This window comes from Weissella cibaria KACC 11862, assembly GCF_000193635.1.
GTDB lineage: Bacteria > Bacillota > Bacilli > Lactobacillales > Lactobacillaceae > Weissella > Weissella cibaria.
Genome location: NZ_AEKT01000030.1, coordinates 17591 through 39606, shown reverse-complemented (window position 1 = coordinate 39606; position 22016 = coordinate 17591). Strand labels below are relative to the sequence as shown.

The 22016-nt window shown below is 44.9% G+C and carries 24 protein-coding genes; 1 reads left to right on the top strand and 23 read right to left on the bottom strand.

Annotated features, from left to right (window positions below; translation table 11 throughout):
- Positions 1-65 precede the first annotated feature (65 nt).
- The 20 genes from rpoZ to thrS all read right to left on the bottom strand — a co-directional run bounded on the left by rpoZ (position 66) and on the right by thrS (position 17934).
- On the bottom strand, positions 66-281 hold the full coding sequence (rpoZ, locus tag ESE_RS0106600; RefSeq protein ID WP_010373108.1) for a DNA-directed RNA polymerase subunit omega: 216 nt from the start codon (positions 279-281) through the stop codon (positions 66-68).
- Complete coding sequence (gene gmk / locus ESE_RS0106595) at positions 278-895, bottom strand: guanylate kinase (RefSeq protein WP_010373106.1); 618 nt, start codon at positions 893-895, stop codon at positions 278-280. Before gmk ends, rpoZ begins: the two co-directional genes overlap by 4 nt.
- Before the next feature lie 33 nt (positions 896-928).
- Positions 929-2491: a patatin-like phospholipase family protein gene (locus ESE_RS0106590; RefSeq protein ID WP_010373103.1), complete on the bottom strand. Its 1563-nt coding sequence runs from the start codon at positions 2489-2491 to the stop codon at positions 929-931.
- An 81-nt stretch (positions 2492-2572) separates the two neighbouring features.
- Positions 2573-4261, bottom strand: coding sequence for a DNA repair protein RecN (gene recN, locus ESE_RS0106585; RefSeq protein WP_010373101.1), 1689 nt, complete (start codon positions 4259-4261; stop codon positions 2573-2575).
- A gap of 21 nt (positions 4262-4282) precedes the next feature.
- Positions 4283-4732, bottom strand: a complete 450-nt coding sequence (locus ESE_RS0106580; protein WP_010373099.1) for an arginine repressor — start codon at positions 4730-4732, stop codon at positions 4283-4285.
- Positions 4719-5567, bottom strand: coding sequence for a TlyA family RNA methyltransferase (locus tag ESE_RS0106575; protein ID WP_010373097.1), 849 nt, complete (start codon positions 5565-5567; stop codon positions 4719-4721). Before ESE_RS0106575 ends, ESE_RS0106580 begins: the two co-directional genes overlap by 14 nt.
- Complete coding sequence (locus ESE_RS0106570) at positions 5568-6431, bottom strand: polyprenyl synthetase family protein (RefSeq protein WP_010373095.1); 864 nt, start codon at positions 6429-6431, stop codon at positions 5568-5570. It lies immediately after the preceding gene.
- 1 nt (position 6432) lies between these two features.
- Positions 6433-6651, bottom strand: a complete 219-nt coding sequence (locus ESE_RS0106565) for an exodeoxyribonuclease VII small subunit (RefSeq protein WP_010373093.1) — start codon at positions 6649-6651, stop codon at positions 6433-6435.
- Positions 6651-7916 carry an exodeoxyribonuclease VII large subunit gene (gene xseA / locus ESE_RS0106560; protein WP_010373091.1) on the bottom strand — a complete coding sequence of 422 codons (1266 nt, stop codon included), beginning with the start codon at positions 7914-7916 and terminating at the stop codon, positions 6651-6653. Before xseA ends, ESE_RS0106565 begins: the two co-directional genes overlap by 1 nt.
- The gene (locus tag ESE_RS0106555) at positions 7901-8791 is read right to left on the bottom strand and encodes a bifunctional methylenetetrahydrofolate dehydrogenase/methenyltetrahydrofolate cyclohydrolase (RefSeq protein WP_010373089.1); all 891 of its coding nucleotides are present in this window, start codon (positions 8789-8791) and stop codon (positions 7901-7903) included. The genes xseA and ESE_RS0106555 overlap by 16 nt, the downstream gene beginning before the upstream one ends.
- Positions 8792-8965: 174 nt before the next feature.
- The gene (locus ESE_RS0106550; RefSeq protein WP_010373087.1) at positions 8966-9505 is read right to left on the bottom strand and encodes an ECF-type riboflavin transporter substrate-binding protein; all 540 of its coding nucleotides are present in this window, start codon (positions 9503-9505) and stop codon (positions 8966-8968) included.
- 15 nt (positions 9506-9520) lie between these two features.
- Positions 9521-10441 carry a zinc metalloprotease gene (locus tag ESE_RS0106545; RefSeq protein ID WP_010373085.1) on the bottom strand — a complete coding sequence of 307 codons (921 nt, stop codon included), beginning with the start codon at positions 10439-10441 and terminating at the stop codon, positions 9521-9523.
- A 29-nt stretch (positions 10442-10470) separates the two neighbouring features.
- The gene (locus tag ESE_RS0106540) at positions 10471-10941 is read right to left on the bottom strand and encodes a hypothetical protein (protein ID WP_010373083.1); all 471 of its coding nucleotides are present in this window, start codon (positions 10939-10941) and stop codon (positions 10471-10473) included.
- Between the two features lie 149 nt (positions 10942-11090).
- Positions 11091-11750, bottom strand: coding sequence for an ABC transporter ATP-binding protein (locus ESE_RS0106535; RefSeq protein WP_010373081.1), 660 nt, complete (start codon positions 11748-11750; stop codon positions 11091-11093).
- Positions 11751-11763: 13 nt separating this feature from the next.
- Positions 11764-13227 carry an ABC transporter permease gene (locus ESE_RS0106530; protein WP_010373080.1) on the bottom strand — a complete coding sequence of 488 codons (1464 nt, stop codon included), beginning with the start codon at positions 13225-13227 and terminating at the stop codon, positions 11764-11766.
- Positions 13228-13239: 12 nt separating this feature from the next.
- A complete protein-coding gene (locus tag ESE_RS0106525; protein ID WP_010373078.1) occupies positions 13240-13515 on the bottom strand; it encodes a hypothetical protein in 276 nt (91 codons plus the stop codon).
- Between the two features lie 175 nt (positions 13516-13690).
- Positions 13691-13969: an HU family DNA-binding protein gene (locus ESE_RS0106520; RefSeq protein ID WP_010373075.1), complete on the bottom strand. Its 279-nt coding sequence runs from the start codon at positions 13967-13969 to the stop codon at positions 13691-13693.
- A 299-nt stretch (positions 13970-14268) separates the two neighbouring features.
- Entirely contained in the window at positions 14269-14997 is a 729-nt protein-coding gene (locus ESE_RS0106515) for a glucosamine-6-phosphate deaminase (protein ID WP_010373074.1), read from the bottom strand.
- Positions 14998-15134: 137 nt separating this feature from the next.
- Positions 15135-15836, bottom strand: coding sequence for a class A sortase (locus tag ESE_RS0106510; RefSeq protein WP_010373071.1), 702 nt, complete (start codon positions 15834-15836; stop codon positions 15135-15137).
- Positions 15837-15957: 121 nt separating this feature from the next.
- Positions 15958-17934 carry a threonine--tRNA ligase gene (thrS, locus tag ESE_RS0106505; RefSeq protein ID WP_010373069.1) on the bottom strand — a complete coding sequence of 659 codons (1977 nt, stop codon included), beginning with the start codon at positions 17932-17934 and terminating at the stop codon, positions 15958-15960.
- 434 nt (positions 17935-18368) lie between these two features.
- On the opposite strand from thrS, the gene ESE_RS0106500 reads away from it, so the two are divergent.
- Complete coding sequence (locus ESE_RS0106500; protein ID WP_010373067.1) at positions 18369-18560, top strand: hypothetical protein; 192 nt, start codon at positions 18369-18371, stop codon at positions 18558-18560.
- Between the two features lie 322 nt (positions 18561-18882).
- Here the strand turns inward: ESE_RS0106500 and ESE_RS12365 are convergent, their stop codons facing one another.
- The 3 genes from ESE_RS12365 to ESE_RS0106485 form a co-directional block, all read right to left on the bottom strand.
- Entirely contained in the window at positions 18883-19056 is a 174-nt protein-coding gene (locus ESE_RS12365; protein WP_010373064.1) for a hypothetical protein, read from the bottom strand.
- A 206-nt stretch (positions 19057-19262) separates the two neighbouring features.
- Complete coding sequence (locus ESE_RS0106490) at positions 19263-21005, bottom strand: hypothetical protein (RefSeq protein ID WP_137636359.1); 1743 nt, start codon at positions 21003-21005, stop codon at positions 19263-19265.
- A 78-nt stretch (positions 21006-21083) separates the two neighbouring features.
- A complete protein-coding gene (locus ESE_RS0106485; protein WP_010373059.1) occupies positions 21084-21992 on the bottom strand; it encodes a WxL domain-containing protein in 909 nt (302 codons plus the stop codon).
- Positions 21993-22016: the final 24 nt, after the last annotated feature.

The window sequence follows — 22016 nt, the reverse complement described above, 5'->3', positions numbered from 1 at the left end:
GTAAAACGTAAAACGTAAAACGTAAACGTAACGTACGTAACGACGACGCTTTTTTATTAACACCATTATTTTTCCAACTTAGAAGCTTCTTCATCGATAACAACGTTACCAGCTTCAATTTCTTCAAACGCTTGACCAATTGGCTTTACTGAGTCGAAGTGAGACAAAGTAGGCAAACCACCTTGCTCTAATTCGTGGGCGCGCTTAGCCCCCAAAGCGATCAACTTGTAACGTGAGTCGACACGTTCCAACAACTTATCAACTGATGGGTATAAAATCATGCTTCTAGCTCCTCAATCATTGTAATGTATTCTGGCAACACTCGGTTTACGCGCAAACGCTCCACCTTAATAATATCCTTAATACGATCAACTGCCAAAGGCACCTCATCGTTTACGACAGCGTAATCATAGTTAGCCATCATGCGAATCTCGGCTGTTGCAGCTGAAACACGGCGATCAATAACCTCCATTGCTTCAGTACCACGTCCGATTAAGCGCTCTTTTAAGGCCCCTAAATCAGGTGGTGTCAAGAAAATATAAGCCCCTTCAGGCATCTTTTCCTTCACTTGCAACGCACCTTGCACATCGATTTCCAATAGGACATCACGTCCAGCAGCCAATGTCTTCTCAATAAAGCTCTTTGGCGTACCGTAGTAATTTCCCACGTACTCAGCGTATTCCAACATACCACCGTCAGCAATTTCTGCTTCAAACTCTTCTCGTGTGACGAAGAAATAATCTTCCCCATTCACTTCTCCCGTTCGGGGTTGTCGCGTGGTCATGGAAATTGAATATTGAAAGTCGATGTCTGATTCTTCAAACAACGCCTTTCGGACAGTTCCCTTACCGACGCCTGACGGACCCGATAGTACGATTAATACGCCACGCTTCATGGTAATCTTACTCCTATCTATTTCTCTAGCTAATCATTTATTTATTCTACTCGTTTTTTCTGACTTAGACAACAAGTACAACACACCAGTTAACACAACATCTAGATTTGCTAAGATGTATGTCCGCGTTAAGTGATGGGTCGGCGTCGGTAACGCTTGTCGGTTTGTGCGACCAGCCGCCACAATCGCGGCAACAAAGGTCGTCAAATCATACTCCTGCAGTTTATCAACTGCCAACAAACGAGCCAAGCGTTCTATTGTTGCCAATCCTTGACCAGCTTCATCCCCAGTCGCATCGGGATCAATATCTCGCGCTAACCATTGTTGCCAGGCCAACCAAACCGGTAGCTCCGTTAACGCATTTGCGATTGGTGCGGTCACAGGATCGGTTGCTAACCACTTCACCAGTTGCACGCCACCCAACCAACTAATATCAACGTCGGCCGGCAATGCGTAATAGTAGCCACCTAATTCACCTAACACTTGCTTCGTGCGGATTTCGCCGAGTGTCACGTACTCGCCACTTAAATCAGGGAAAAAGTCCAGTAAGGGGCCAAATTGCCAAGGTGTTCGAATATAATGCACCACGGCATCATCTGGTCGTGTCCAATCTTCAGGTACCCCATCCATAATTGAGACTGCATAGATTTCCTTGGCACCATGATCAGCGGCAATATTTATTGGTAAGTTATTACTGTAACCACCATCAATATATTGTTTCCCGTTAATCATGACTGGCGAAACGACCGGATAAAAAGCACTAGAAGCCAATATCCAATCCGTCAGTTCATCAGCCGTGGTTTCGTCTGTCACCGAAAAACTAGCTGGCCGCAACAATGGTAATTCTGTGGCGACCAAGGTCATTTCAGCTAGTCTTGGCGTTGCCAGTTCATGCGCAACCACGGGATAGATCAACTGACGCAACGATTCTTTTTCAAAGTAGTGCCGACCAACAAGGTGCGTCGCAACTGTTTTACTAAAATCGACCCGTGAGACACCAACTTCTGGCACTTCGTACACGACGTCCGTTGTCAACGTGTCCCAAGTCGCGTGTGAAATTGTACTATCAAGGTGCATAAAGGACATCGCATTAATCGAGCCAACTGAGACCCCCAGTACCTCATGCGGGATAATGCCACGACTTTTCAGGACGTCAAAAACCCCAGCTTCAAACGCCCCATGCGCACCACCACCACCAAGGACCAATGCTACTGGATATGAGAACGTGCGCCGATAGGTTAGTTCATCAACCCGTTCAAAACCATCTAGCAATGGACTGTTCGCTTGGTTTGGCGCTACTTTCATTTGTAAGCTTTTCACTCGATGCTTGCTAAAGTACGTCATAAGTTGCTCGAATAAAGTCAGTCGATCAACCGTCTTCCAGGCTAATGTGCTGACTAGCACAATATGACCACCTTCGTTGCGATAGAGCACTGCGCCCACTACCGTTTCGTTATCAACAAATAGTAACCCTGCTGAAATGCTCTGTGCTTGCTGATAGTGCAATCGCGCTTCGGCAGCATCTGAAAACATATTTAATAACTGGCCAAACGGCGCCATTTGTCGGTTAGACAACTTGCCAACAATTATTTCCATGCCCCGTCCTCACTTTCAATCATACGACTCATTTTAAGCTTGTTTCACCAAAAAAACGAGCATGTTTGCTCGTTTTTAGGATTATTCAGTTCGTTTTGCAACAGCCCGTTGAATCAAATCACGGGCATTTTCTTTAGCTGCATCCGTCAGTTCATCACCCGACAACATGCGTGCGACTTCATCCACACGTTCTTCATCCGTTAACTGTTGAATACTTGTTTCAGTACGGTCACCAATTACGCGCTTTTGAATAAAGTAATGATGGTTCGCGACCGCCGCAACCTGTGGTAAGTGTGTAATCGTCAACACTTGTGAATAACGACCAATCACCGCAATTTTTTCCGCAATCGCCTGGGCGACACGACCAGAAACTCCCGTGTCAACCTCATCAAAAATAATTGAGGTAATCCCTTGTTCCCGTGAAAAAATGGTTTTCATCGCCAACATCATGCGTGACAATTCACCCCCGGAAGCAATCTTCACAAGTGGTTTCGCACCTTCACCAGGGTTTGTTTGAATATAAAATTCGGCCAGATCGTAACCCGCCGTATGCAACGTGGCACTAGCGGTTAAACGGACAGAAAAGACGGCTTTTTCCATATAAAGATCTGCTAATTGCTCGTGAATCTTTTTGGCAAGCTGTTTGGCCGCCTTTTCACGTAGTTCATGTAGCTTATCCGCATATTGTCGCGCCACGCGTTCTGCTTCCTCAACTTGTTCAGCTAACTCAGCAGCGGATTGTTGCCCGCCACCCATGTCAGCTAACTCGCTATCGACATGTTCTTGATGTGCCAAGACGTCTGCGATCGTCGCACCATACTTGCGTTCCAAATTACGAATCAAATTCAAGCGATCATCAACCTCGCGTAACCGTTCGGCATCGAATTCCAATCCATCTCGGACGGACATAATTTCAGAAGCCGCTTCTTGTAATTCATAATACGCCCCACGGACTGCTTCGGTTAACTTGCCATACTTCGGTGCTAGTTCTTCAATATCTTCCAACGATCCCATTGCTGTCGAAATCGTCTCTAACCCGTTATTGTCCCAGTCACCATCAAGGGCCTCATATGCTTTAGACAAAGCTTCCAAAACATCCTGAAAGTTCGTTAGCTCTTGATATTCAGCTTCCAACGCTTCTTCTTCGCCATCAACCAAAGCAGCATCAGCTAGCTCCTTGCTTTGGAAACTCAGCATGTCCAATCGTTGGGCCCAAGCTTGTTCATCAGCCTGACGTTTGTGAAAGGCCGTCTCCAAACTACGGTAGTTTTCATAGGCTTTTTGATACTTTTGTGCAACGGGTGCAATGGCTTTTTTGGCAAATTCATCTAATAAGCCCAAGTGGCGTTCGACTTGCATCAACTCTTGGTGCTCATTTTGCCCATGAATATCAACAAGGTGCTGTCCAATTTCCTTAAGCGTCGCCGCATTGACTAAACTACCATTAACCCGAATCACATTTCGCCCACTTCGCTGTAATTCACGATGAATCAACAGTTGATTATCCTCCACGGGGATGCCAAGCTCGTTCAACACTGCAACAACTGGCTGATCAGGTTCTACGTCAATCAACCCTTGCAAGACAGTCTTGTCAGCACCTTCACGAATAAAGTCTTGCGACCCACGACCACCAGTCAACAAACCAACCGCATCAATGATAATTGACTTACCAGCCCCGGTTTCACCGGTTAATACCGTCATCCCCGGTTGAAAACTAATATTCAGTTTCGGGATAATCGCAAAATTCTGAATTGATAATTCCTGTAACATTTGCGTCCTCCTACCTTTCTACTAAGCTTTCGCCATCAAGTCAGTCGCAAATTGTTGCGCCCACACGCCTTCGTTTAAGATGACTAATACGCCGGCGTCATCGCCAATCAAACCAAACACATCAGTTAAATCAGCCTCTTCGAGCGCCGTTTTTAACGCTGGTCCAGTTCCTGGCGCAACACGAATCATCACCATGTTAGCTTGCGTCTTAATCTCCGTCGTGCTTTCTTTCAAAATACGCCCTAACTGACCCAAGTAATCCGAACCAGACATCATGGCATACGCAAAGCCACCCGTTGGCAATGGCACTTTTACCAATTGCATCTCAGTGATATCACGTGAGATGGTGGCTTGCGTGACTTCCCAACCAGCCTCGTTTAATTTTTGAACCAAATCTTCTTGCCGTTGAATCTGTTCATTACTAATCAATGACTTAATTGCTTGCTGACGTTCTTGCTTACTTCGTCTCATCCGCATTTTCCTCACGACGCGCGTTCAATTGCGCATGTGCACGTGTTACAACCGCCTCACGCTCTGATTCAGTCATCGTGCTCTCGCCACCGTCCAATACCAAGTGTGCTAAGAACTCGATGTTACCTGACCCACCCTTAATTGGTGAGTAATCAAGTGCCACAATACTAAAACCTGCCGCTTGCGCATAACCAGCGACTTTATCAAGAACCGCCAAGTGCGTTGTGGCGTCCTTAACGATACCATGCTTACCAATTGCTTCCCGACCAGCTTCAAATTGTGGCTTAATCAACGTCGCAACCGAACCGCCTGGCGTCAAAATCTTCGCCAGCGGTGGCAAAATCAAGTTTAGTGAAATAAATGACACGTCAATCGTCGCGACTGCCGGCTGACCGTGCGTAAAGTCAGTTGGTTCTGAATAGCGGAAGTTCGTGTTTTCCATCACCACAACGCGTTCATCCGAACGTAACTTCCAAACCAGTTGATTTGTGCCCACGTCTAAAGCGTAGACCAACTTCGCCCCATTTTGTAGCGAAACATCTGTAAAACCACCCGTTGATGAACCGATGTCCAAAACAACCTTGTCCTGCACTGAAATATCAAAAACTTCGAGGGCTTTTTCTAATTTAAATCCACCACGTGACACATATGGCATCGGCGCCCCTTTCAAATGAAGCTCCGTTGTGACCGGGATTTTCTCGCCCGCTTTATCCATGCGTTGCTCATTTTCGCCCAAGATTTCGCCAGCCATAATTGCTCGCTTCGCTTGTTCACGTGACGTAAACAACCCTTGTTGTACTGCTAAAACATCAACGCGCTCTTTTTCAATTGCCATCTACTTCTCCACAACCTCTTCAAAATAATCCAGAAACGACAACAACAAAGTTGTTTCGTTTCCCGTTAGTTCGCCAAACTTTACAATGGCATTTGTCGCAATTCGAACCTGTTCCCGCAAGGCATCCTTCGCACCGTCAACGCCCAAAATAGTTGGGTATGCTTGCTTATCGGCAACATCATCCTGCCCTAGATCATCCAAGTCATCTTTGATTTGAAAGGCCAAACCATAGGCCATACCGAAGTTCCACAAGGTTTCTTTGACTTCATCAGACGCATGGGCCATGATTCCCCCAGCAATTGCCGCGTACGCAATCAGTGCGCCAGTTTTACGGTAGTGAATTGCTTTAACTTGATCTAATGAGATAGTTGCTGCGTTAGTTGCGGCCATATCCATGACTTGCCCGGCAACCATCCCATCAGCACCTGAAGCCAAGGCCAGTTGTAGCGTCAATTCAGCCTTTTGCGGTGTTGTCAACAATGGGTCACTCGCCAACCATTGATAGGCCAATGGTTGCAAGGCATCCCCTGCCAAAATCGCCACATCTTCACCAAATGCCTTATGCGTCGTTGGCTTGCCACGTCGCATGTCGTCATTATCCATCGCCGGTAAGTCATCATGAATAAGACTGTAAGTATGAATTAACTCCAAAGCACTCGCTGCCCGAAGCAAACCGTTGATACCCAATCCATAAGACTGCGCCACAGCTAATGTTAGCAATGGGCGTAGTCGCTTGCCGCCTGCCATGACGGCATAGGTCATGGCGTCACGCATCGTTTGGTTAGATGTACTGTGTGCTAACTCAGCAGCTAACTTATCCTCAATTTGTGGGACAACAGTTGCTGAAAACTCTGATAATTTCATGTTAACCCTCTGGTTCAAAATCTGATGTCGTCCCGTCCGCATTCACAATTTTCGCCAAACTCTGTTCAGCTGTTTGTAGGGTTTGTTGTAGTTCTTGACTCAACTTAACACCCACTTCAAATTGTTTGAGGGCTTCTTCTAGCGGTACGTCACCCTTTTCAAGTTGCGCAACAATTTTTTCCAGTGTTGCCAAATTTTCTTCAAATGTCTTTTCTGCCATTATTTTTCACTTTCCTTTGCTGTAACCGTGGCGTCTAATTCACCAGTCGCCAACCGAATATGAACCGTATCACCAACAGCAACATCATCTACCGTCGTTAAAATGTGCGTGTCATGTTCAACAACACTGTAACCACGGGCTAAGATAGCCAACGGGCTCACTAACTGCAAGCCAGCCACGGCGCGACCAACTCGTTCCTGGGAACGCTCAACCTGGCGGGTCATCGCATTTACTAAACGTGGTGCCAATAAGTCAAATTGATGCTGACGCTGCGTGACCGTTGTCGTAACCGCTTGTTGTAACCGTTGTTGCGCGATATCTAATCGTTGTAAATATCCTTCGTACAAACGAGCTGGTTGTGTCAACACGTAACTATTTTGTAACCGGCTTAGGCGTTCTTGGTTAGCCACAACTTGGCGCTGCATTTGGTTAACCAGTCGTTGTTGCATTTGCTGAATGCCCAACCATAAGTCAGCCAATGGTACCGGTGTCGCTAATTCTGCCGCTGCCGTTGGTGTAGCGGCCCGCTGATCGGCTACAAAATCTGCAATCGTTGTATCTGTCTCGTGACCAACCGAACTGATAATTGGCATTGGCATGGTCAACATTTGGCGTGCCACCGCCTCCTCATTAAAAGCCCACAAGTCTTCAATCGAGCCACCACCACGCCCCATAATCAAGACATCATAATCGGCTGCTTCTGCAACGGCCGTCATTTGCTTCGTTAATGACGGTACCGCCCCATCACCCTGCACAACTGCAGGATACAAAACAATTTCCGCAATTGGGTAACGTCGTCGAACCGTCGTCATAATATCGCGGATAACAGCCCCGCTCGGTGATGTAATCACAGCAATTTTCTTAGGAAAGCGTGGAATTGGCCGGCGAAGTTGGTCAAATAAACCTTCAGCTGATAGCTTCGCTTTTAACTGTTCATATGCCTGATAAAGGGCCCCGACGCCATCCGGTTCTAGCTTATCAATAATAAGACTGTACGACCCATTGGGCGCGTACAAATCCATGTGGCCAACGGCGTTAACTTTCATCCCTGGTTCTAACTTAAATTGCAACTTTTGAAAGGCAAACTTAAACATCGTTGCATTAAGCACCGCCCCGTCATCCTTCAAAGAAAAATATTGATGACCAGGTCGTTGACGGTAATTAGAAATTTCACCCGTCACATAGACTTCTTTTAAATACGGATCAGCCGTAAATTTACGCTTTAGATAACTGGTTAGCGCTGAAACCGTTAAATAGTCTGCCATCCTGCCTCCAATGTAACACCATGATGTAATGCAGCCAACTCAACTGTCGTTTGCAATAATGTGGCAATGGTCATCGGACCAACCCCACCAGGAACCGGCGTAATTAAGCCGGCAACTGGTTCCGCTGAAGCAAAGTCAACATCGCCAACTAACGAACCGTCAGCCATTCGATTAATCCCAACATCGATAACCGTGGCACCCGCTTTCAAGTCGGATCCCGTTACCAAACCAGCGACACCAGTTGCAACGATAACCACGTCGGCTTGTTGCAATAATTCGTGGCGTAAGTTATCTGGTGTATAGCGGTGTAGCAATGACACCGTTGCATCAGCTGCTTGCGCCAACGCAAACATGGGCCGGCCGACCAAAATGGAGCGACCAATAATCACAACATTCTTTCCCGCCAACGTGACACCCTCATGAGCGAGCATCGTCATAATGCCTCGAGGTGTATTGGCAATTGGGTAATAGCCTTCCCGATTGGCATACAAACGACCAATGTTCTCTGGGTGAAAACCATCTACGTCCTTAGCTGGGCTAATCGCTTCTTGGATTTTGTGTTCATCAATGTGACCTGGAACCGGGCTCTGTACCAGAATGGCATCAACGCTTGTATCAGCATTCAACTCGGCAATTTTTGCCAACAAAGTTTCTTCCGCCGTCTCTGCATCATAACGGATGGTTTGTGCATTAACGCCGGCCTTACTAGCGGCACGCTCCTTATTACGGACGTATATTTCACTTGCTGGATCATCACCAACCAAAATAACCGCTAATCCAGGCACAACACCAGCCTCTGATAAACGCGTGGCTTGTTCCGTAACCGAAGCGCGTAACGCCTTGGCGATCGCCTTACCATCAATTAACTTTGCCATGGTACACCTCACTTTTTATTCATTACTAATGCATAAATTCTACCACACTAACTGAAAATAAACCATGAATCGCGATAACTAAAAAACAGGAAACCCTTGATATATCAAGGATTCCCTGTTGCAACAGTCGTTATTAATTTTCAACCTATGGCCGTAATAGAAAATGAATAAAGCTTAGTTTTGCTTAACAAAATAACGATTATAAACTGTAATTAAGGCTGTGCCAAGGACAGCAATGACCACCGTATTCGCCAAAGCAGCGACCACCCCTTGCTGGTATGACTCTGATAACGCCAAACCATAAATCCAGTGGTCACCCAAGGGTGCAATCACTAACCAAGCCACCACATTGGCAATTAGTTGCCAAACATTAAACAGCACTAATTTGCGGGCCGTCAATGAACCAATAAACAACCCAATTCGTTGCGTTGCTAACCCTAGAAATAGACCAAACATGCCATCAGCAATCGCCCATGTCCACCAAACCGTTCCTGATGCCAGGCCATCATTTAATGTGTGCCCAATAAAGGCAACAACCGCCCCGGCAATCGGACCGAAAATAGCTGTTATCAATGCCAACCAAGCTGGTGCTAACGTTATCTTCGTGTTGGGTACGCCAGCTGGTATGGCCACGTACTTAAATAACAACAAAAACACAATGATACCAACGAGCGTACCAATGACCTTGTGGGCCGTTAAAATATTGTGCTTCATAATAATTAAATCCCCTTAATCATGACTATCATTCAAAACAACCAAATCATCTGGAATGTCTTGGCCGTTTATTTGTTTGTAATACTTACGGAAGACATCATTATACGTGCCTTCATTAAGTGCTTCAGGATGCATGGCCAGATAACGAATCGTCTTAACCTGCATGACTTCCGTTTCATTCGGCTTACTTGAATCTTTAATTCCTACCATCGGCGACATTAAATCAAGTGCGGATCCTTGGTGCTTGAGCGCTAATGCGTGCCCAAATTCATGAATCACTGTATGCTCAGCCTCTTTATCGTGTAAGGCCGTAATATCCGCCGATGTGACTGGGCCATACACCGCCCCTGACAAATAATCCTCACGCTGTATCGTTTCTGCCAACCACACCTTCGCCGCATGGGCTGAAATCCACATCGTATTGCCACCTTCAGTCGTTGTGGCCAATACTGAGGTATCTTCCTTACCAGCCGTGTCAGTCATTTTTTTATACCCAACCAACAACTGGTAGTCACTATCTTGTGGCCAGACATTTCGATCAACATTTTCATCCTGGTTGGCATCAGATGACCGCACTGAGATGAACTTCACCCCCAGTGCTTGATTCCACACCTTCGCTGCTGTTTTAACCCACTTCAACGCCTGGCCATCCGTTTCCTTCATAACCCGACTAGATACCACAACCTTCATGTTCCCCGCAGCATTTAAGTCCCAATGCGTTGTCACTGGCAACTTATCGGCAGAGTTGTCACCTTCCAAGCGTTGTTGGCGGGCAATTTTTGCCAAATAATCTTTTTCCTGCTGGGCCGCCTGTTTCGCTTCCGTCACGTTCATATAGTATCTAATAAATTGTGGGGCTACCAACACCACCAAAATAATAATTGTCATCACCAGCGCTAACCGCTTGTTTCGACTCATACGCTTTTTCCGTGCCATGTCTCACTCAATCTTTCTCTAACGTTCAATTACTCTGCTTCAGATTCATCAGACTCGGCCGCTGCGACAGCCTCATTGATGCTTTGCAATTCTTTATCGAAAAAGGTCGCAATCTTGCTTTCAACGGATTCTGGGTCATCCGCAAAAGCCGCGACGGTTGCTGCCGTTTCAATTCGCAGACCAGACTTGGTAACCAACGGGTGCTCCGCAATCATATATAACGTTACTTCTGTCTCTGGGTCATTAATCACAATCTTACTAATTGCGTTGGTATAACGAATAGGTAGATTAACCAAACCGGTTTCAACCCGTAAACTAATTGGTTCATCCCCACTAATCAGTAACTCTGCGCTGAACAATTTCTCTTGTGATGTCGCTTGTTCAACATAACCAAACAAATCATCCAAATTAATGGTTGCTTGATCAGCGGCAGTAAAGCTTTTGATTTCATAGGTTTCATCTTTCAAAGCCGCAATGAAATCATTTCCTGTCATTTGCATGGTACATCTCACTTCTTCATTAATTATCCTTCCAGTGTAGCACAAAACGGGCGCCAGATTATCATCTAGCGCCCGTTGTTAAACATGTTCCAAATGTTTGGATCCGTCATCCAACGCAATTCAAAGCATCTTTCGTCACACACTTATTTTTAGATTGGTTCAAAAACGTGATTTTGCAAGAGTAATTGTTCATCTGCCCGACTCGCGACATCGCGGTCGTGCGTAATTAAAATCACTGTCTTACCAAATTCATGTGCCAGTTCAGCAAACAAGTCCACAATTTTTTGTGAGTTCTCATGATCCAAATTACCAGTCGCCTCATCAGCGGCAACGATTGGTGCATCGACCAATAATGCCCGGACAATTGCTACGCGCTGTTGTTCACCGCCAGATAGACGTTGCACGTTTTTATGAGCTTTTTCTTCATCAATGCCGACACGAGCTAACTGATCCAGAATATATGCCTTATCTTTTGCGTGAATCGAACCGGTAATCGCTAAGGCAGTTTGCACATTTTGGAACGCCGTCATCGTATTCAACAGATTGTAGGCCTGGAAAATTGTCGACACGTACTTCTGGCGAAATTTAGTTAACCCGATTTCCTTAATTGAGACCCCATCTACCAGAATGTCTCCCTCTCGAGGTTCATCAAGGCCCGCTAGAAATGATAGTAACGTTGTCTTACCTGAACCAGATTCACCAACAATCGCGTAAAAACGACCAGACTCAAATGTCAGATTAACGTCTTCATATAATTTATGATCTCGATCCGTATACCAATGCGTTAAATGTTTGATTTCTAATGTCATTCTGTTATCTCCATTAATCTGCCTGCAAAATTTGCTTTGGACGCATGCGCAAAATACTAAATGCCGCGCCTGAAACTGATAAGACAGCAATTAGGAAAGCCACGCCACCAAGTTCAGCCACCGCAACTGGTGTCATCGCTGTCTGGAGTTCGGCTGTCTTCGTCATACCACCCCGGGTACCCATTGGGCCGCCACCCATATTACCTGATGGCTTTTGACCACCGCCTGGGCCACCGTTTTGACCAGCGCCACCACCCGGTAGGCCGCCATTCGCGCTTTGCATTTGTTGCGTCGTTTGTTGTTGCACTAGCTGTTTTCCAATTACACCTGAAACGCCATTTCCTGCAGCAGTGGCAATACCAAGGGCCACAATCAGAATGGCTAATAATTCGGTGAACAATTGTGCGACAACCTTAGGCTTTGATTCACCCAATGCCACCAGAACGCCAATTTCACGACGACGTTCACGTGTAATCAGGATAATAATCAAACCAAGAATCAAGATACCTGCGATTGAAACTAACCAAACAATCTTCGAAGCAAAAGCGGCCACGTTCTTCATGTTCGCTGCAGCGGTCTTGTACTGTGAGGCATCCGATGTCAGCGTAAGCTTGTCGGTATCAATATACTTCTTAGCTGCCTTAACAAAAGCCGTTGTTTTTGCTGGTTCAGCCATCGTAAAGGTGACGTTAGACGCGACATTCTCAGTGCCATTGATTGTATTAGCCAAGGTATATGAACCGTAAATCGTATTCGATGGATCATTACGTTGGAAGCCATCGGTCGCTGTCTTCACCTTGTAAATACCCACAACAGTCAGCTTAACCGTTTTCGCATCATCAGCGGTCGTCTTCACTGTAATCGTTTGACCAACCTTCACCTTATTAGCTGATGCCAATTCGCTTTCAATGACCACATTGTTAGTACCTTGGTCAGACGCTTTGATACCCCGACCAGATGTAATCTTAGCTGAACCATCTGTAAATGACGACGTTGCTGCCGTAAGTGACACACCGTTCACTTGAATATCACCACTATTATTCTCACCACCCATTGGACCGCCGCCCATGGCATTTGATGTCGTTGTCGTTGTCACTGCCTTAAAACTATTCGCATTTACTGACGCATTATTGGTGATGTTATACGACGAAACATTAGCGAGTGCCGCAATCTTTTTAACCTGCTTCACGGTTGCGGTTGGCATTGTAATCGCCGTTGGTTTCGTTTCACTGTTTGATGTTGAACTAGCGCTTGACTGGCTTGCTTTCATCTGTTCAAACATCTTCTCGCGATTAGCTGATAAGCTGACTGTTGAGCCAACTGCATTAGCGGCGTTATTGGCTGCTGTTAATGCAGCGTTCTGAATAATTAAACCAGCCATGACGAAAACTAAAATCACGGTCGACGTCAACACCAGTAATAAAGAACGGCCTTTGCGGGCCCATAACGTAATTCCTGCTCGTTTCACAAAATTCATTTTAATCTCCTATCACTGGGTCGTCGTGCCGTTGCTTGCAGCTTCATCTACTGAATTCGTTGTACCCGAAGATGTGTTGCCATTCGAACCCGCCTGATTATTTTCCATTGGGCCACGGCCACCAAAACCACCGGATTGTTGCGTCATAGTGGGTCGACTAGTGTCTGACCCGATTCCGAACGGATGAAAGGCGGTGATGAGACTAAACACCATTGCTAAGCTAGCAACGCCCAAGGTCACCCATTGCAACCACGGCCGTTGACCTTTATTTTGATTACGATCTGTCATATCGTGTTCCTCCAAATGTTTTTGACGAGGATTATCATATGACGCTTAGCTTAGCGCTATCTTCACGCCAGCTAAAACGAAACCTAAATTTTGTGAACAAACCTGGTTAGTCCAGCAATGCAAAAAGCGCCACATCAGCAAATGCTAATGTGGCGTTTTAAACGTAACGATTAAATTACTTGTTAACGGCTTCCTTGAAGTCCTTACCAGCCTTGAAGGCAGGTGCCTTTGCGGCTGCGATTTCAATTTCTGCACCAGTTTGTGGGTTGCGACCCTTACGTGCAGCACGCTCGCGAACTTCGAAAGTACCAAAGCCAACCAAGGCGACCTTCTCGCCTTGTGCCAATTGGTCCTTGATAACGTCCAACAATGCGTTAACCGTCTTAGTCGTTTCTGACTTAGCTTGTCCAGTCTTTGCTGCAACCAAGTCAATCAATTCAGTCTTTGAAGCCATGTTTCAATACCTCTTTAATAGTTATTACTCGAATAGTATACGCTATGCATGCATGAGAATACTAGACTTTTGTGCCAATTAGTTACCCACTCTTAGGGAAATCTAAAGAATATATGTAAAATGCATACTCAAATGTCCCTTTACAAAGAGAATGCCGCTATAACTGGCAAGTTACAGCGGCTAAGAGAGAGAAAGAGAATTGGTTGTGTAAGACATCTCTGCCCTACGCATATAAATATAACATGCTCGTTATACCTTTGCAACCAATCGCCGGTTTAATCTCCTAAAGGTCGGACTTTCTACACAAACGGCACAATTTCTTCACGGTTCGTGAGTTTTGCCGCTGCTGCAGCGTCGACAATCACCGTCACATTAGGGTGGCGTTGCAACACACTAGCTGGCATATCTTCCGTTACTGGGCCCTCAATCATGGCAGCGACTGCGTCTGCCTTGTTCTCACCATATGCCACCAACAAGATTTGCTTAGCCTTCATGATGCTGCCAATTCCCATTGAGTACGCATAACGCGGGACATCATTTTCATCCGCAAAGAAACGTGCATTGGCATCAATCGTTGACTGGGTCAATGTCACTTCGTGGGTCAATGAATCAAAGGGTGTGCCTGGCTCGTTGAACCCAATGTGCCCATTTTGCCCTAAGCCAAGAATTTGCAAATCAATTGGGTTGTCGTTAATAATGCGCTCATAGCGGGCTGTTTCTGTAGCCGCATCCGCCATGCCATCAGGTACATAGCTCTCCTTAAACGGCTTCTTATTAAATAGGTGCTCATTCATAAAGTAACGATAACTTTGTTCGTGAGTCCCTGGCAATCCCTTGTACTCGTCTAAGTTAATTGAGACAGCGTTGCTAAAATCTAAATCACTTGCTGTAATCGCATCATAGATTGAAATAGGGGTTGAACCAGTTGCCAACCCAAAGACAGTGGCACCATTTGCTAACGCCTCTGCAAAGACGTTGTAGCCTGCTTGGCCGCCCATTTTTTGATCACTCACTTGTAGAATTTTCATGTTATTCTCCCCTTAATAAGATGTCTATCAATTCCTTTGGTATAGACCAATTATAAACCATGGTCTATACCACTTGCAAGTCATGAGGGATAAAAAAATTGACAGCCATTAGTGGCCGCCAATCATGTTTATGCTGTTCAACTTTTGTGCCATTCATTTGTGCGACTAAATGAATCACGAATTTCCTTTGGGGCATCATGCCAGGTATAAACTTGCTTCAAATCGCCTTGCATCACAACGCGGCCACGCTCTGCTGTGTAATCGCACGTAATCAAAGTGAGTTGGTTCTTATTTGGCTGATTATAAGTCACTTCTACAGCTGTCGGTTGCACAACCTTTACTGACGTTGCTTGATAGCTATAAATTTTTGACATGTCCGTCAAATACATATGCTGGCCCGTCTTACCCTCATAGTAAATCGGACTAAAGAGGACCTTCTTATTACTGCTACCTTGAACAAAATGACTCGCCAACGAGTAGTTGTTTTTCCCCATCTCTTGATCGGGATAAAGTGTTCCCGCGCCAAATGTGAGTGCTATATCGTTAACGCCCTTGCTAATCGGCAAACTCAGCCCAATCTCCGGTACAGAAACCATCCCGATGTAACGCAACTTTCCTGCGTGTAAGCGCGCATTAATCATTTCTTGGGCGGTCAGTGATTTAACACTTTTCCAATCATAATTCGCCTTCGCTGTTTTCGCTTTTGCGACCATTTTTTGTGTCACCGTTGGTTTATACGTCTTAATCATTAATGTGCCAATTTGATTGTGAAAAATCAGCCCTAACGACGCCGTTACACCAACCCCCAACAGTGTGTATTCAACCGCTTTACTCTTCATTGTTTCCCTCACAAATTTCTTTCATGTGTATTTTAGAGGAAAATGACGTGAAACGTGACGAAAAAGGGTATAAAAAAATCTCAGTTACGCAACAAGCATAACTGAGATTTTAATTGATTGATTATCCCTTAACAGCCTTTTCCAATGTCTCCATTGCACGTGAGTGACGTGCAATGTCAGCCATCAATTGTGCCTCAAAGGCATCAACAGACTTTGACTTTGTGTCCGTTGAACCGAAGCGACGAATCGTAACGGTGTTGTTGTTAACTTCTTCATCACCGATAACCAACGTGTAAGGAACCTTAGACGTTTGGGCATCGCGAATCAAGTAACCCAACTTCTCATTACGGTCTTCGTATTCAGCACGAATACCTTGCTTGATCAAACGGTCTGCCAAGTCCTTGGCGAACTTACCGTGTGCATCGCGGTTAACTGGAATGATACGTACTTGGTGTGGTGCCAACCAAGTTGGGAAGGCACCCTTGTACATTTCAGTCAAGTAAGCCGTAAAGCGTTCCATCGTTGAGATGATACCACGGTGAATCATAACTGGACGGTGCAATTCACCATCAGGTCCAACGTAGTTAACGTCAAAGCGCTCAGGCAACAAGAAGTCCAATTGAATCGTTGACAACGTCTCTTCGCCACCCAAAGCCGTCTTGATTTGCACGTCCAACTTTGGTCCGTAGAACGCAGCTTCACCTTCAGCTTCAAAGTAGTCCAATTCCAAGTCGTCCATGGCCTTCTTCAACATCGTTTGGGCCTTTTCCCACATGTCGTCGTCATCGTAGTACTTTTCCGTGTTCTCTGGGTCACGGTATGACAAACGGAAGCGGTAATCTGTGATATCAAAGTCAGCGTAAACGTCGATCATCAAGCCCAAAATCTTCTTGAACTCGTCCTCGATTTGGTCTGGCATCACGAACGTGTGACCGTCGTTCAACGTCATTTCACGCACACGTGACAAACCAGTCAATGCACCTGACTTCTCGTAACGGTGCATCATTCCCAATTCCGCAATACGGAATGGCAACTCACGGTATGAACGTGGCTTGTGCTTGAACACCATGATGTGAGATGGGCAGTTCATTGGACGCAATTCCAAGAACTCGCCATCACCCATGTCCATAGGTGGGAACATGTCATCGCGGTAGTGATCCCAGTGACCTGATTGCTTGTACAAGTTCAAGTTAGACATGATTGGCGTGTAAACGTGTTGGTAACCGTCTTGCACTTCACGGTCAACAATGTAGCGCTCCAACGTACGACGAATTGCCGCTCCATTTGGCATCCAAACAGCCAAACCGGCACCAACTTCTTGTGACGTGAAGAATAGGTCTTGCTCAGCACCGATCTTACGGTGGTCACGTTCCTTAGCTTCTTCACGACGCTTCAATTCAGCATCAAGTTCTTCAGCTGTCCAGAATGCTGTTCCGTAAATACGTTGCAACATTGGGTTTGAAGACTTTCCGCGCCAGTAAGCACCGGCAACAGACGTCAACTTAAAGTGCTTAATCCAGTTCGTTGATGGTACCAAGCCACCACGGTCCAATTCAACGTGCTCACCTTGCACAGCAATTGAGATGTGCTCATCAGCAGGCAAATCGTTAATCAATTCAATCTTGTATGGATCGTTCTTGAACATTTCCAAAGCTTCGTCACGCGTAATTTCACGTGACACGATTGGCAAGTTTTCTGAAGCAATTTGCTTCATCATCTTTTCAATTTCTGGGAATTGATCTGCAGAAATTTGGCTACCATCGACCTTATCAGTATCGTAGTAGAAACCATTTTCAATGGCTGGACCTACACCATAGTGAATTTGATCTGGGTACAAACGGTTCAATGCTTGCGCCAACAAGTGTGAAACAGAGTGACGCAAAAGTTGTGTTCCTTCCGCATCATCCTTGGTAATCAATGAAAATTCACCATCTTCGTTGATGCCATCGTTCATTCCAACGTAGTGGCCGTTCAACTTTCCTGACACTGACTTCTTAGCCAATGACTTTGAAATACCGTTCGCAATTTCCAAAGGCGTAACGCCAGCAGGGAATTCCTTAACCGCACCATCTGGGAATGTAATCTTTACATCTGCCATGTGTCTTATCTCCTATAATGACTATCCATCGACCTAACGCGTGGAAACAAAAAACGTCCCGTCACAACAATTATACTTGCTGTAACGGGACGTTTGCACGCGGTACCACCCGAGTTCGCGAAAGTTTCCCTTCGCCTCATCGTCCCCTTAACGCGGGATACGGAATTGGTTCCCCAATTCACTCGGAAGTAGTATCGCGTAACGACCGCTATCTGCCTCCCACCACTGGCAAACTCTCTTAAAACGATTTTGTTATCCGACGTGTCTTCGTCAACGTTTTATACTGACGTAATTATAGCACATGTCAGGTTAAACTGAAAATACATGTTTTTGTCCCAAGTTTGGCACTTTTGTTGGTTTTGGCTGATAACTTACGTAAAATAAGAAACATCGAGAAGTGGGAAAAGATTTTAATTTTATTGAGGGTATTTTTCATGACGTTTGTTGTATTTTTGATGGTTGCAACCGCCATTTTGATTGGGATTACCGGCTATCTATTTTACGTTTACTCAGTGCGGCCAACGACCAGTAATCTTGTGTTTTCACTCGTGTTCTTGGTTGGCACATTAGTTTTCGTCTTTATGGGGAGCGTCCCTTATTTGTTGGCTTTTCAGGCCGGTGTTTAACACCCATATTTAATTAGCATCGCGTTGGCCTATCGCAGGGACAATTGTCGATGCTTTTTAGCAAAAAAAGAGAGCAAGGTGGTTATCCTTGCTCTCCTTCCGTCGCATAATCATTACAGAGAAAAATCATTATGCGACTCGTGGTTATACGTTCTACAGGTTAGCCTGTTAGGAAGGCAAATTTGGGTAAATCACTTCCTCATGAACAGTTCTTATTTTAGGCCGTCTTATCAGAATTTGCTTGTTTTTTATTAGTTGTTTTTTGAAAAATTTTAATTTAAAAACCGCAACCCTTTTAGCAAGCGTTGCGGTTTTTCTGTGATTAATGAGATACCATCGTCTTGTGGTTCACATCAATCTTATGTGATTCGATGGTTGCTTCAACAACGTCAGCCACGTCCTCATCATTTTCTTCAATCTTAAAGATAGTCTTGTAACCAGCAAAGGCAACGGCTGCTGCAATTAAACTAAACAAGCTCATCAAAAATGTCATCATGATCTCTATCTCCTTCGTGCGATTGATTTACCTTACTTGATGTAATTATAATACCCCAGTAAGTGGCTTTATGCCGAAATGGTCTGGAATTGGCACATTTTTTCGTTTTTCTGACGTTATCACCGCTATTCGCATCAAAACTGGCCGGATTTCGGTCAAATATGGGACTTTCATTATAAAAAGCCGTGCTAGCAAAGCACGGCTTTTTAATTTGCACTATCAATCAAATCGTCCTGGATTGCCGAGTAGGTGATCGTGCCTGTGTAAGTGGTGGCTTTACCATTGTTACTCAAATTCAGCTGCATATCTCCCACTGGAATAGTGCCACTTTTTCCCGAACCGGTTAAAACACTTTGGCCAAACCCCATCGTGAGACCGTCTAAATTGCTCGTACCATCCTGATATATATTCTGATTATTTACCACCATGGATGTAACTGGCAAAGTGTAACTGCCATCGTTCATTGCTGATGTGGCCATCATAATATGGAATTTTGTATCAAACATATTACTGTATCGCAAGTCACCTTGTGGCGACAATGTAATATGTAAATCTCTTACAGATGCTGTTCCCTCAAATGAAGGAACTTCTAACAATGTCAGGCCGTTCGCCATTAATCCAGCATTACCCGCAGTCGCTTGTTGCACCGTTTGGCCTGTACCATCAACATTCGGATTACTATACTTCGAATCAGTTACTCTGGTCACAAGGACCTCAATATTACCGGGTTCATAAATATATTTACTTTTTCTATCTGTTTGAATAAATTTCCACGGCGCCACCAAATCGTTATTATCAACTGGATCTCCTGATTCTTTGTTGCCGAAATACTGCGTACCGACTTCTTTACCTGTTTGATTATCAATATAGACAAACTGCCCAGTTACTGCTGTTTGTGTGTTAAGCGTAATCGCACCAAACGGGGAAAGTGTCTGATCGCTTGACTGAGCAATAGCTTTTAACGTATCAATGCGATTAGTCTCACCATAAATTGATTCAGAACCACCGAATGCATATAGTGGTGTCGAAACACCATCAATCATCCCCTCATAACGTTTAACGCCATCAAACGACAGTTGTGTATTATCAGTCACTACCGTTCCAAAACTCACATTTCCAGATTGTCCGGCAGTTTGTTGTAAAAAGACGTATAGCTTAGGTGGTATTTTATCAATAAGTCGATATTGCCCTGGAATCTCTTTTGGCACTAAAAGTTGCTTCGTATCAATTTCATAAACAGCATTTTGATACTGATTGTCTTCATCTGCCAGCACCGCTGAACCGTCTACCAATTTTCCAACAACGCCTTTTATCGTGTCATTAAGCCGTTGCCCATTTAAATAAATTTGGACAGGTACAGTTATTTCATCATCCAACTTGGTCAACAGACCATACATAATCATAAATGCAGTTGCCGACGCGGAATTATTCGTATTGTTCAAGACATCATAAAGTACAATTTTAATTGTATTGACCCCTTGTGGGTTATCCATCGCTACATCAGTGAAGGATATTGTTATCGTTTGCCCAGGCGCAATATCAAAAGCACTTGATAATTTTCGTGTCGTACCATCTGGTCTGTCGTTTGGCTTTGGATCGGCAGGTGGCGCTACAATTCCCGAAACTGAAACCGTACTAAACTCCGTACCGCTCATGACTGACGCAGCGTAACGTATTTGCTTAGTTTCCGTCGAAGTATTCTTTATAGTTTGCACAACTTTTACGCGTTTAATGGTTGGACCACCACCGGTTGCAGGTGCATACTGCGAATAATCAATCGGGGTATCAACAATTGCGCCATTTTGCGTGACTTCGCGGTAATAAGCTGTCGTTATTTCAAAATCATTCCAGAGATTAAATGTGGGGTCTGAACTATCATCTGCATGTATGATTGTGCCACTAAAAAAAGTCATCGCAAAAACCAACAAACCCATTAATAATCGTCGCACCCCCTTTACCTCCTTTCTGCAAAAAACCTCACGCATACTGCGTGAGGATCAAAACATTCTGCTTAATCAAGCACCAACTTAGGCCGGATCATCAATCGCCGCTGCATTTGCTGAATCATCTGCTTTCTGGCCACCTTCCGTAATTAAGTTCGTGTCTTGTAACGTGTACGTGATAACACCAGTATACGTACCCGACTTAACTTGATCAGATGACAACTTCAATGTGGCGCTAGTTTGACCAGATGCAAATGTACCGTTAGTATCCTTATTACCAGAAAGCACCAAATTTCCAAACGCCGCTTGTTTTCCGTAGTCATCTTTATCAGCGGTAATAGTTGCATCCGTCAATTGGTCAGTTGCCTTCTGATCTGCAACTTTAGCAACAGTACTTGTAGTTGCATGATACGTGTCAGCATTTTCTTTACCAACCAACAACGCATTATTAGGTGCCTTCTTAGGCATACCAGCTACTGTTAATGCCAACGAAGAAACCGGTAGTTGGTTACCTGCGGCGTTATACAGCGATGAAGACGTCGCGTAAACTTGATAACCAGTGTTACCACCACGTAAATCGCGAACTACAATAGCTCCCAATCCCTTATATACATCAGCAGTTGCATTGGCTGCATTAATCAAATTAGACTTGCCCACAGTGCTATCATAGACACCATTTTGTGTAAATCCCTTTTCCATTCCAGCTGCCGCTTGGCTTAATTCTTTTGAACCAAAGTCAAAACTTGGCACATTGAGTAGCGTCAATCCAAAAGCTTGATTACCAGCTGCCGCAGTAGTCTTGCTACCATCCGCATTTGGATTCTCATAACCAGACTCGTTGGTATAATCACCTGAAAATTGAATCTTTGTCTTTCCTTGATTGGTTGCAACATCACTCGACGTTCCCACAATAGTGTCTGCTGCTGAAGCAACCCCACTAACACCGACAACACCTGCCAATACAGCAGCGCCCAACATCAATTGCTTAATCATATTTAAATTCCCCTAATTCTCTTA

Coding starts and splice junctions, on each gene's coding strand:
- rpoZ (WP_010373108.1), bottom strand. CDS start 281: ATGATTTTATACCCATCAGTTGATAAGTTGTTGGAACGTGTCGACTCA.
- gmk (WP_010373106.1), bottom strand. CDS start 895: ATGAAGCGTGGCGTATTAATCGTACTATCGGGTCCGTCAGGCGTCGGT.
- ESE_RS0106590 (WP_010373103.1), bottom strand. CDS start 2,491: ATGGAAATAATTGTTGGCAAGTTGTCTAACCGACAAATGGCGCCGTTT.
- recN (WP_010373101.1), bottom strand. CDS start 4,261: ATGTTACAGGAATTATCAATTCAGAATTTTGCGATTATCCCGAAACTG.
- ESE_RS0106580 (WP_010373099.1), bottom strand. CDS start 4,732: ATGAGACGAAGTAAGCAAGAACGTCAGCAAGCAATTAAGTCATTGATT.
- ESE_RS0106575 (WP_010373097.1), bottom strand. CDS start 5,567: ATGGCAATTGAAAAAGAGCGCGTTGATGTTTTAGCAGTACAACAAGGG.
- ESE_RS0106570 (WP_010373095.1), bottom strand. CDS start 6,431: ATGAAATTATCAGAGTTTTCAGCAACTGTTGTCCCACAAATTGAGGAT.
- ESE_RS0106565 (WP_010373093.1), bottom strand. CDS start 6,651: ATGGCAGAAAAGACATTTGAAGAAAATTTGGCAACACTGGAAAAAATT.
- xseA (WP_010373091.1), bottom strand. CDS start 7,916: ATGGCAGACTATTTAACGGTTTCAGCGCTAACCAGTTATCTAAAGCGT.
- ESE_RS0106555 (WP_010373089.1), bottom strand. CDS start 8,791: ATGGCAAAGTTAATTGATGGTAAGGCGATCGCCAAGGCGTTACGCGCT.
- ESE_RS0106550 (WP_010373087.1), bottom strand. CDS start 9,505: ATGAAGCACAATATTTTAACGGCCCACAAGGTCATTGGTACGCTCGTT.
- ESE_RS0106545 (WP_010373085.1), bottom strand. CDS start 10,441: ATGGCACGGAAAAAGCGTATGAGTCGAAACAAGCGGTTAGCGCTGGTG.
- ESE_RS0106540 (WP_010373083.1), bottom strand. CDS start 10,941: ATGCAAATGACAGGAAATGATTTCATTGCGGCTTTGAAAGATGAAACC.
- ESE_RS0106535 (WP_010373081.1), bottom strand. CDS start 11,750: ATGACATTAGAAATCAAACATTTAACGCATTGGTATACGGATCGAGAT.
- ESE_RS0106530 (WP_010373080.1), bottom strand. CDS start 13,227: ATGAATTTTGTGAAACGAGCAGGAATTACGTTATGGGCCCGCAAAGGC.
- ESE_RS0106525 (WP_010373078.1), bottom strand. CDS start 13,515: ATGACAGATCGTAATCAAAATAAAGGTCAACGGCCGTGGTTGCAATGG.
- ESE_RS0106520 (WP_010373075.1), bottom strand. CDS start 13,969: ATGGCTTCAAAGACTGAATTGATTGACTTGGTTGCAGCAAAGACTGGA.
- ESE_RS0106515 (WP_010373074.1), bottom strand. CDS start 14,997: ATGAAAATTCTACAAGTGAGTGATCAAAAAATGGGCGGCCAAGCAGGC.
- ESE_RS0106510 (WP_010373071.1), bottom strand. CDS start 15,836: ATGAAGAGTAAAGCGGTTGAATACACACTGTTGGGGGTTGGTGTAACG.
- thrS (WP_010373069.1), bottom strand. CDS start 17,934: ATGGCAGATGTAAAGATTACATTCCCAGATGGTGCGGTTAAGGAATTC.
- ESE_RS0106500 (WP_010373067.1), top strand. CDS start 18,369: ATGACGTTTGTTGTATTTTTGATGGTTGCAACCGCCATTTTGATTGGG.
- ESE_RS12365 (WP_010373064.1), bottom strand. CDS start 19,056: ATGATGACATTTTTGATGAGCTTGTTTAGTTTAATTGCAGCAGCCGTT.
- ESE_RS0106485 (WP_010373059.1), bottom strand. CDS start 21,992: ATGATTAAGCAATTGATGTTGGGCGCTGCTGTATTGGCAGGTGTTGTC.